This window comes from Allobosea sp. P1_A7, assembly GCF_056406775.1.
On record NZ_JBFTZN010000323.1, the window covers coordinates 1 to 10,882 of the forward strand.

Annotated in this window: 7 protein-coding genes and 1 pseudogene; 7 read left to right on the plus strand and 1 reads right to left on the minus strand. The window is 65.8% G+C overall.

All coding sequences use genetic code 11. The features are described 5' to 3' along the window. From AC1D34_RS32740 to AC1D34_RS32750, 3 genes are all read left to right on the plus strand, one after another. The coding region (locus tag AC1D34_RS32740; RefSeq protein WP_476826488.1) for a sensor histidine kinase at positions 1–1,087 on the plus strand (1,087 nt) is incomplete at its 5' end. 761 nt (positions 1,088–1,848) lie between these two features. After that, a complete protein-coding gene (locus AC1D34_RS32745) occupies positions 1,849–3,084 on the plus strand; it encodes a GGDEF domain-containing protein (RefSeq protein WP_476826489.1) in 1,236 nt (411 codons plus the stop codon). 210 nt (positions 3,085–3,294) lie between these two features. Next, positions 3,295–5,238, plus strand: a complete 1,944-nt coding sequence (locus tag AC1D34_RS32750; RefSeq protein WP_476826490.1) for a M23 family metallopeptidase — start codon at positions 3,295–3,297, stop codon at positions 5,236–5,238. A 128-nt stretch (positions 5,239–5,366) separates the two neighbouring features. Here AC1D34_RS32750 and mgtE read toward each other — a convergent pair. Then, positions 5,367–6,558: pseudogene (gene mgtE / locus AC1D34_RS32755) on the minus strand (magnesium transporter). A gap of 323 nt (positions 6,559–6,881) precedes the next feature. Between mgtE and AC1D34_RS32760 the strand changes: the two are divergent. The 4 genes from AC1D34_RS32760 to AC1D34_RS32775 all read left to right on the plus strand — a co-directional run bounded on the left by AC1D34_RS32760 (position 6,882) and on the right by AC1D34_RS32775 (position 10,880). Beyond that, complete coding sequence (locus AC1D34_RS32760; RefSeq protein ID WP_476826491.1) at positions 6,882–8,039, plus strand: acyl-CoA dehydrogenase family protein; 1,158 nt, start codon at positions 6,882–6,884, stop codon at positions 8,037–8,039. A 26-nt stretch (positions 8,040–8,065) separates the two neighbouring features. Next, positions 8,066–8,728, plus strand: coding sequence for a glutathione S-transferase family protein (locus AC1D34_RS32765; protein WP_441488949.1), 663 nt, complete (start codon positions 8,066–8,068; stop codon positions 8,726–8,728). A gap of 82 nt (positions 8,729–8,810) precedes the next feature. Further along, positions 8,811–9,755 (plus strand): DMT family transporter, encoded by a 945-nt coding sequence (locus tag AC1D34_RS32770; RefSeq protein ID WP_476826492.1) that lies wholly within the window; start codon positions 8,811–8,813, stop codon positions 9,753–9,755. A gap of 135 nt (positions 9,756–9,890) precedes the next feature. After that, entirely contained in the window at positions 9,891–10,880 is a 990-nt protein-coding gene (locus tag AC1D34_RS32775) for a LysR family transcriptional regulator (RefSeq protein ID WP_069877455.1), read from the plus strand. Positions 10,881–10,882: the final 2 nt, after the last annotated feature.

Here is a 10,882-nt window from a genome sequence, read left to right on the forward strand (position 1 = left end):
GCTTGATACCGCGACCGACGGCGTCGTCACCGTCGACGAGCGCGGCCGCATTCTCTCGCTCAACAAGACCGCGGAGGCCCTGTTCGGTTACGACCAGCGGGAGGTCTCAGGCGAATTGTTCACGTTGCTCTTCGCTCCGGAGAGCCACGCTCCTGCTCTCGATTACCTCGAAGGCCTCAAGGGCGGCGGCGTCGCCTCGGTGATGAATGACGGGCGCGAGGTCATGGCGCGCGTGCGTCAGGGCGGCCGCATTCCGCTGTTCATGACCATGGGCCAGATCGCCGACGGCGCCGAGCGACGCTTCTGTGCCGTGCTGCGCGACATCACCGCCTGGAAGAAGACCGAAGGCGAATTGGTCGAGGCCCGCAAGGCGGCCGAGAAGGCCAGCGCTCAGAAATCGGACGTGCTCGCCAAGATCAGCCATGAGATCCGCACGCCGCTGAACGCGATCATCGGCTTCGCCGAGGTCATGGCCGAGGAGCGCTTCGGGCCCATCGCCAATGAACGCTACAAGGAATACCTGCGCGACATCCACCAGTCGGGCGGCTATGTCATCAGCCTGGTCAATGACTTGCTTGACCTCGCCAAGATCGAGGCCGGCAAGCTCGATCTCGACTTCGTCAGCGTCAATCTGAACGAGATCGCGCTGTCCGTCGTCAATCTGCTGCAGCCGGAGGCTCAACGTGGACGCGTGGTGCTGCGCTCCGGGCTCTCGCCCAAGCTGCCGCCGGTCGTGGCCGATCAGCGTTCGATCCGTCAGATCGTGATCAACCTGCTCTCCAATGCGGTGAAGTTCACCGATGCCGGCGGGCAGGTCATCGTCTCGACGGCCCTCGGCGATCAGGGCGAGGCGATCCTGCGGGTCCGCGATACCGGCATCGGCATGGACGACAGCGAAATCGCAATGGCGCTGGAGCCGTTCCGCCAGGTGCCGACGACGCGACGCGCCGGAGGCACGGGCCTGGGCCTGCCGCTGACCAAGGCCCTGGTCGAAGCCAACCGCGCGGCGATGACCATCACCAGCGTCAAGAAGGAAGGCACGCTGGTCGAGATCACCTTCCCGCCGCAGCGCGTCCTGGCGGGCTGAGGCCCGCGCGCCTTCGGTTTACATCTCGGGGCGCGCCGCCTTGTCGCAGCGGAAGCTGCCCCGCATGCCCTTTACTTTGATGTCGTCCTGCGCGCCTAAGCTCTGACGTTCGGAGCAACTCTGCCTCCGAAGGCACCGGCCCGGGATCGGTCCGCCTGGACTTTCCCCTTGCGGCGATATTCTGAGCGGAATATCCGCCCCCTGGGCAGTTTCCCAAGGGTGATGCGAGTAAATTCTGTCTGCCATGGTTCCCGCTGGAAGAAATGCCGCAGACCGCCCTGGCTCAGAGCATCCCAATCTGAGCTACCGGTTCTGGGCCGCGATCATCCTGGTCATGGCCTGTTCACTGGCCCTCGGCCTGACACTCATCGCCAGCTATTACAGCGATCTGGACGCCAGTCGCGACAATCTCTCCAAGCTGCAGGCCTTCCGGTTCGCCCTGGACGCGGCCAATCGGCTGACTGCTGAACGGGGGCCGACGAACAGCGTCTTGGGCGAGGAGCCGTCGCTCGACAGCCCTTCCCGCCAGCKGCTGATCGCGTTTCGCGCCGAGACCGACGCCGCGCTGGCGCGGATTTCCGAGACCGCGCAACTCAAGCCATCGCTGGATGCCCTGGTCCAGACGCTCGCCTCGGCCCGGCAGCAAGTCGACGCTCTCGCCAGCCGCCCGCTGTCAGGGCGCAGCAATGCCGAGATCGAGCAGGCGGTCGAGACCATGTTCGGCGTCTTCGATGCGGCCCAGCCGATGCTGTCCATGGTGCATGACCGGCCTCCTGGCTGGCGAGACCGATCTCGTCGGCCACGCCATGGTCGCGCGCATGCTGAGCGAGCTGCGCGAATATGCCGGGCGGCTCGGCTCCCATCTGGTCATCCCGATGGCCAGCGGCCTGCAGATCGATCTCGACCGCAGGGGCGCGTTCGAGCTGAGCCGGGGGCGGGTGCTCGCCTTGTGGGAACTCGCCGGGCAACAGACCGGGGCGAGCGACGATGCGCGAGTCGCCGCTGCGCACCAGGCGGTCGTCGAGCGCTTCTTTGGGAACGGGATGGCGCTGCTCGAGCGAACGCTCAAAGCAGGCCAATCCGGCGATTTTGGCGTCACCCCGACCAGCTTCACCCATCTGATCGTGCCGACATTCGCACCGCTGGAGCAGCTTCGCGACGCCTATCTCGATGTCACCGTCGAGCATCTGCAGATGGAGCGCAACGTCGCTCTGCGGTCCCTCATCGCCGTCGTGGCCGCGACCTGCCTTGCGCTCATCATCGAACTCGCGCTGCTCGTCGCCAGCCAGAACCTGCTGTTCCGGCCCTTGCTGCGCGCCCGCAGCCACGTCCTTGCCCTCGCCGACGGAGCCGTGCAGGAGCCCATCGACGGTCGGGGCATGCGGGGCGAGATGCGCAGCCTCTTCCTGGCGCTCGATACGCTTCGCCGGCGGCTGATCGAGCGCAACACGTTGGACAACGAACGCGCGGCACTGACGGAAAAGCTGAGGAAACGGGCCGACACCGATGGCTTGACCGGCGTGCTGAACCGGGGCGCCCTGGAGCGGCTGGTCGCTCACCTCCATGACGGGGAAGCCGACCCGACGGGTATCGGWCTGATCCTGCTCGACATCGACTACTTCAAGGACGTCAACGACCGATTCGGCCATGCCGCGGGAGACGCGATCCTCAAGGAAGCCGCCCAGCGCCTGCGCTCGGCGCTGCGGCGCGACGACGTCATTGCCCGCTTTGGCGGCGAGGAGTTCGCCATCCTCCTGATGGATCCACACGTCGAATCGCCGGTCGACGTCGCAGAGCGGCTCCGGACGCTTCTGCGGGCCTCCCCCTTCACGCTGGAAACGGGGCAAAGCATCGAGGTGACCGCGAGTTTCGGCGTCGCCCGAAGAGAAAACCAGGACGGAGGCTGGCCTGYGCTCGTCACAGCCGCCGATCGCGCGCTTTATGTCGCCAAGGCCGCGGGGCGCAACCGTGTCGAGGAAGACCGAGAGACGTCCTGATTCGGGCTCATCGCCATCCCGGCCGGGGATGACGACCAGCAGAACGTCACCGGTTCACGACGATCCTCGAACCGTCTCGCACGCGCATGCGCTGACGGGCCGCGGGTGAAAAGTTTCTGCCGTCATAGTTTCGCCCCTTCCCGCCGCACATAGGGAGGCACCCCGTTCTCGCAGGCAGAGTCGCGAAGAGTTCCGACCGACGGAGTGGTGTTGCGCCCGTTCTACGACGAAAACGCCGATGCGCTGACCGATCCCTTTGCGCCTCGCCCGAGCCCCATGCCGCTGCGCGATCATGCCGCCTTCTCGGGACGGTGGCTTTCGGCCAGCCTGCTTCTGGGGCTGGTCGGAGCCGGATTGCTGACCTCGTCATTGCTGGTTTCCGAGGCCGATAGCCCCGCCACGCGAAGCCCGGAAAGGGCCGTCACGGCCTTGCCGCGCGGCACCAGTGCAAACGGCTCGGCCCGCAAGGGCGACCTGCTTGTGCAGCGCGGGTTCTCGATCGGCACAGCGCGTCATTTCCGTGCGCCGCTCACCGAAACGGTCGGCGCGCGCGAAATCACCAAGGTCCATGCACTCGTCCATGTCGCGGCGGAACTCTCGCCGCTCGCGATAGCTGCTCCCAACATGCCCGACCTCGAATCGCTCAGCTCTCCGCCCAGTGCCGGTCGAGAGGCTGCGCCGCAGGCGGCAGTCGATCCCGCTGATGCCGATGTGTCGGTCGTGAGGCGCGATCTATCCGATCAGGCGGCGACAGGCACCGAGCCCGGCCTCTCCGATACTGCCGCCGCCGAGCAGGTTGCCGAGTTGCTCCGCCTCTCCGGATCGGAACCGCAACCGCCGCTGGAGTATTCGAACCAGCGCATTCTCTCGCGCACCCTTCGCTTGGCCGGGGAAGCCGAAACGGAGCAGGCGGCTCCCCTCGGCTCACCGGCATTCGGCTCTCTGGATGTCAGAATCATCCCGGAGAACGTCACCAATATTCCTGTGCGCACCGGCTCTCAGGGACCGTTCGAAGAACGCGACATCATGCTCGGCCATGGCGACACCCTGGCCTCCATCCTTCAGAACAACGGCGCAGACGACCGGCGGGTCGCGGCCATCGTCGCCGCACTCGGAAAGCGCGCGAAGGCGGACCTCCCGGAAGGCCAGCATCTGCGCCTCCTGATCGCACCGGAGGGCAGCGGCCAAACCATCCAGCGCGTCATTCTCTTCGACGAAACCGGCCCGGAAGAGATCGTTGCGGCAGATGATGGCGGCCGGTTCGTCGCGGTGGCCAAGAATGACGCGCACCACAATCCAGCTGACGACAGCAGCGATGACGACGACGAGGACAGCGGCGAGCGCGCCACCCTCTTCCAGAGCGTCTATGCCAGCGCGGTCAAGAGTCAGGTACCGCGTGAACTCATCGACGAGTTCGTAGGCATCTTCGCATCGAATCTCGATCTCAAGCAGCGAACGAATGTCGGCGATCGCCTCGAGATGATCTTCAGCGACGACGAGGCCGCCTCGACCGGCCGCCGTGAGCTGCTCTATGCCGCCCTGACGGCGGAGGAAGAGACCCACCGCGTCTATCGCTACGCTTCGCCCGAGACCGGGGATGTCGACTATCTCGACGAAGAAGGGCTTTCACTGCGGAAGCTCCTGCTGCGCCGCCCGGTCCAGATCGGACGCATCAGCTCACCGTTCGGTATGCGCCGTCACCCGATCCTGCGCTATTCACGCCTTCACAGCGGCGTCGACTGGGCCTCGCCCCGCGGCACGCCGATCATGGCTGCAGGTGACGGGAAGGTGGTCGCCGCCGGCCCGCATGCCGGCTACGGCAACCGCGTCGAGATCGAGCACGCGAACGGCTACGCTACCGCTTACAACCACATGGCCAATATCGGCTCGCAGATCAAACCGGGGGCCACTGTCCGCATGGGCGAGATCATCGGCACCGTCGGCACGACGGGCCTCTCGACCGGACCTCACGTCCATTATGAGGTGACGATCAACAGCCACTTCGTCGATCCGATGAAGGTCAAGCTGCCGAGCAACCACACCCTGGGCGGCACGGCGCTGAGCGAGTTCAAGGACCACCAACGCCAGATCGAGAAGCTCAGGCAGCCCGGGCCCGCCACCACGGTCGCAGTGCAGAACGGACGCGCCGGCTAAGGCATTGCCCCGGGACGGGGATTGCGGTTTTCGGGGCAGGCCGATGCGAGCACGGAAGGCTTACATCATCTGAGCGGGTACGAGATCCGGTTCGATGATGGAGCCGTGCCCGTCCTGCAGCCGGGCGTTCAAAGCAAGGTACCGCTCAAGATCATCGCGGCCACCCCGAAATAGATCATCAGGCCGGTGACATCGACCAGGGTCGCGACAAAGGGAGCCGAAGCACTCGCCGGATCGAAACCCAGGCGCTTGAGGATGAAGGGCAGCATCGAGCCGGTGAGCGAGCCAAAGGTGACGATACCGAGCAGAGCCACGCCGACGGTTGCCGCGATCAGGGCCCAGTGCTCGCCATAATCGTACAGACCGAGCTTCTGCCAGGCGATGACGCGCACGACACCGATGGCGCCGAGGATGGCACCAAGCGTGAGGCCGGTCGGAATCTCACGCAGCGCCACCCGCCACCAGTCGCTCAGCTTGATCTCGCGCAACGCCAGCGCCCGGATCAGCAGCGAGGTGGCCTGCGACCCGGAATTGCCACCCGAGCTCATGATGAGCGGGATGAACAGAGTCAGCACGATCGCCTTCTCGAGCTGGCCTTCATAGTGCTGCATCACCGAGGCCGTCAGCATCTCGCCGATGAGCAGGATGCTGAGCCAGCCGGCGCGCTTGCGGATCATCCGGCCGAAGCTGATCTCGTTGTAGGGCTCGTCGAGCGCCTCCATGCCGCCCAGCTTCTGCACGTCCTCCGTCGTCTCCGCGATCATCGCATCGATGACGTCGTCGACCGTGACGATGCCGATGACGCGTTCGCCCGCATCGATGACGGGAACGGCAAGGAGGTCGTATTTCGTGAACAGCCGCGCGACATCTTCCCGGTCGACCTCCGGCGTCACGCTGATCGGCTTCATCTCGGGCACGACAGAGGCGACGAGCGCCTGCGGATCGCCGCTGATCAGCCGGCGCAGCGAAACGGCGCGGACCAGCTTCCCGGTTGCGGGATCGAGGACATAGATCGCATAGATCGTCTCGCGCGTACGCTCGACATGCCGGATGTAGTCGAGCCGCCGACATGGCGGACAGGAACTGCGCCGCGCGCGCTTCCGGCATCAAGCCGAGCGCTTCGGAGGCCGCCGTCAGTTCATGCTGGTCCAGCACCTCGACGGCCCGTTCGAACGGCAAGGCAAGGAGCACGGCGGCAACCGTTTCGACGTCCTGGTCGTTCAGGGTTTCGACAATGTCGGCGATATGGTCCCGCGCCAGCGTCTGGGCGAGGGTTGCAGCGAGAAGATCCCGCTCCGGTGCGGTGGCAACGGCATTCATAGCTCGTATCCTTTGATCGGCCGTCATGGCCGATCGCAGGCAAGCCGGTTTCCCCGGTCAGGCGCGCGAAGCGGCGTCAGACGGCATCGACTGTCGACTGGGACTGTCGGTTGGCATTGGGTCGGGGTTCCTGTGAAACTGCCGCCGGAAGGCTTGCAGCGAGGCCGAGATGCACCCGAAGGCTCATCGCGTCAACCCCCATCTCCGTGACCGGAGCGCATGTGCGGGAACGCGCGTCCATCTTCGCAGGAACGAGCCGATCACGCCGGTTGGCGGTTCAGTGCCGGCCCTCTAAGGTCGGGGCACGAAACGACGAGGGCAGCATGGAATTCGCGCTGAGCGACGAGGAAGGACTGATCCGCGAAGCCGCCCGGAAAATCGCGTCCGACCGGCTGGCGCCGCTGGCCGAGGCTCTCGATCGCGGCGAGGGTCGCAGCGAATTCCTGGCCAATCTGAAGACCCTCGCCGAAAACGGCTTCATGGCGCTCAATGTCCGCGGCGAGTTCGGCGGCAGCGAGGCCGGCACGGTCGCCTTCGCGCTGACACTGGAGGAACTCGCGGCCGCCTGCGCCTCGACCGCGGTCACGACCTCGGTGACCAATATGGTCGGAGAGGTCATCCAGGCGGTTGGCTCGGCCGCGCACAAGGCCGCCTATCTGCCGAAGCTCGCTGACGGCACCTATGCGGCCGGCGCCTTCTGCCTGACCGAAGCCGGAGCGGGCTCAGACCCCGCGGGCATGCGGATGCGGGCGCGCCGCGACGGCGACAGCTATGTGCTCGACGGCCAGAAGATCTTCATCACCAGCGGCGAATATGCCGGCCTCTTCGTCGTCTGGGCCGTGACCGACCCCGACGCACCGAAAGGCAAGGGCATCTCGGTCTTTCTGGTTCCGGCCGACACGCCGGGCGTCAGCGTCGGCAAGGCCGAGAAGAAGATGGGGCAGACCGGCTCGGCCACGAATACCATCCATTTCGAGGGCGCACGCATCCCGGCCTCGAACCTGATGGGTCGGGAGAATGACGGCTTCCGGGTCGCGGTCGGCGAGCTGGCCGGCGGCCGCATCGGCGTCGCCGCCGTTTCGCTCGGCATCGCCCGCGCGGCCATGGAGGCCGCGAAATCCTACGCCAAGGAGCGGCAGCAATTCGGCCAGGCGCTCAGCGACTTCCAGGGCCTGCAATGGATGATCGCCGACCGCGAGCTCGATCTGCATGCTTCGCGGCTGCTGATCCTCGACGCCGCCGCCCGGAAGGATCGCGGCGAGCCTTTCGCCCGGGAAGCCTCGATGGCCAAGCTCTTCGCCTCGGAAGCGGCGCATCGCTGCACCGACACGGCAATCCAGATTCATGGCGGCGCCGGCTATTGCCGCGACTTCCCCGTCGAACRCTATGCCCGCGATGCCCGCATCACCCGCATCTATGAGGGCACCTCCGAGATCCAGCGCCTGATCATCGCCCGCGAGACCTTGCGCCAGACCGTCTGACCACCCCCAACCTGAAAGCCTGCCTCATGACCCTGACGATCTACGGGTGCTATCGTTCGCGCGCGACGCGCAATATCTGGCTCGCCAACGAGCTTGGCCTCTCCTTCAGGCACGTGCCTGTGATCCAGGCCGGCCGGGTGCCTGATCCCAAGGCGGCTGACGCACCGGTCCATACCCGCAGCACTGAATTCCTGAAGGTGAACCCCAACGGGCATATTCCGTCGATCGACGATGACGGCTTCGTCCTGCACGAATCGCTCGCGATCAACCTCTATCTCGCCCGCAAGCATGGCGGGCCGCTGGCGCCGAAAGACGTCCAGGAAGAGGGGCTTGCTGCGATGTGGACGCTCTGGGCCGCGACCGAATGCGAGACCAACGCGCTCAACACGCTCTATCACCGCATTGCCAAGCCGCCGGCGGAGCGCGACGCCAAACTGGCCGACGCCGCGGCAGAAGCCCTACGCGCGCCTCTGGCCGTGCTCAACGATGCCCTCGCCAGGGCCGGCTATCTCGTCGGCGGTCGCTTCACCGTCGTCGACATCAATGTCTCCGAAGTCATTCGCTATGCCCAGACCGGCGCGCCCGAGCTGTTTGCCGCCGTCCCGCATGTGAAGGCCTGGCTCGAAGCCTGCCAGGGCCGCCCCGCCTTCAAGGCGATGTGGCAGGGACGGGACGCCGAAGCCGCCTGATCAGAAAGCGGGTGGCGGCCCGCCTGACTTCACCCTAGCGATCCTGCAACTGCGTTTCAGGATCGCGTCAAGGACCGAGCCCATGGCCTCCACTCCCGCCTCCCCGCCTCCCGCGATGGGCACGCGCGAGTGGCTCCTGCTGCTCGTGCTTTCGCTGCTCTGGGGCGGCTCTTTCTTCTTCGCCAAGATCGCGGTGACGGAGTGGCCGCCGCTCGCCGTGGTGCTGGCGCGGGTCGCGCTTGCGGCAGCCGTGCTCCAAGTCGCCGTGCGCGCGCTTGGCCTGACGATGGCAGTGGGCGGCCGGATGTGGCTCGCCTTCTTCGGCATGGGCCTGCTGAACAACCTCATCCCCTTCGGCCTGATCTTCTGGGGGCAGACGCAGATCGGCGCTGGCCTCGCCGCGATCCTGAATGCGACGACCCCGGTCTTCGGCGTGGTCGTCGCTCATCTTTTCGGAAGCAACGAGAAGGCCACACCACTTAAGATCACCGGCGTGCTGGCCGGTGTCGTCGGCGTCGCCATCCTGATGGGCCCGGATGTGATCAGTGGGCTCGGCAATGCACTGCTTCCGCAGCTCGCCTGCCTGGCGGCGGCACTTTCCTATGGCTTTGCCGGTCTCTATGGCCGCCGGTTCCGCGAGCTCCCGCCATTGGTGACGGCAACGGGCCAGCTCAGCGCCACGACGGTCATGACCCTGCCACTGGTCCTGCTCCTCGCCCCGCCATGGCTTCTCCCGTTCCCATCCAGGGCCGCGATCGGCGCGTTGGTCGGACTCGCCCTGCTCTCGACCGCGCTCGCCTATGTCATCTTCTTCCAGATCATGCGGCGCGCCGGCGGCAGCAACGCCATGCTGGTGACCTTCCTCGYGCCGGTCAGCGCCATCCTGCTTGGCGTCGGGCTGCTCGGGGAAGCGCTGCTGCCACGGCATTTCCTCGGCATGGCAGCGATCTTCCTCGGCCTCGCCCTGATCGACGGACGGCTCTTCCGGCGCCGCAAGGACCCTCATCCCAAGGAAAGCCGCGGCTAGGTCCACGGCTTTGTTGCCAAAAAATTATGAATTGCTCTACGGTCGCTTTCACGGCACCAGCCGCTAAAGGCCATAACCGCGAAGGCTGGAAGATATCGCAAAAAGCGATACGCCAGAGGGGAGCAGACGATCGTCATGGATGTTCGGCAACTGCGATGCTTCATCGCGGTGGCGGAGGAGCTGCATTTCGGCCGCGCGGCTGAAAGGCTTGGCCTCGCACCACCCGCACTTTCGCGCCAGATCAGCACGTTGGAAGACGAGCTGGGCGTCAGTCTGCTTACGCGCACGACACGTCAGGTGGCGCTGACCCGCGCCGGCCTGCTGATGCTCGAGGAAGCCAAGGGCATCCTCGTCAAAATGGAACATGCCTCGCGCGCCGTGCGCGAAGCCTCGCTCGCCTCGAGCAAGGTCTTGCGGGTCGGCGCAATCGACGCCGCCTCCTCCAGCTTCGTCCCGCAAGCGCTCGTCGCCTTCCGCGAACGCCATCCCGGTATCGAGATCAAATTTGTCGAAGCCATGACCGCGGCACTGATCCAGATGCTGGAAGCCGGCAAGCTCGACATCGCGCTCGTACGTCCGCCACGCAAGCCGACAGACTGCGCCTTCGAGATATTGCGTGTCGAACGGCCGATCGTGGTGCTCAACGAGAGCCACCCTCTCGCCGCCCGTGAGAGCCTGACGATGAACGACCTGATCGGCGAGCCGTTCGTCGTTCCGTCCAAGCGGATCCGGCCCTTCGCCTATGATCTCGTGATGGCCTATTTCGAAAGCGTCGGCTCGGTGCCGAACGTGACGATCGAGGCCACGGAAAAACCTGCCATGATGTCTGCGGTCGCCGCGGGGCTCGGCATGGCGCTCGCCCCCGACTGGGTCTCACGACTGACCTTTCCGGGCGTGACCATGCGCCGCCTGCGTGGCGCATTGCTCGATCCGCCGCCGCCCGGCGCCCTCGTCGGCGTCGCCTGGCGTCCGCACCAGAAGCTCGCAGCGCGCGACGACTTTCTGAACATCCTTCGCGAAAGCGTGACGTTGATCGACGAGAAAAACGTCCTGCCATTCACAATGCCTGTCAAAAAACTGAAGCGTGCGGCCCAGACCGCCAGACCGCAGACTGGAGGAGCCTGATG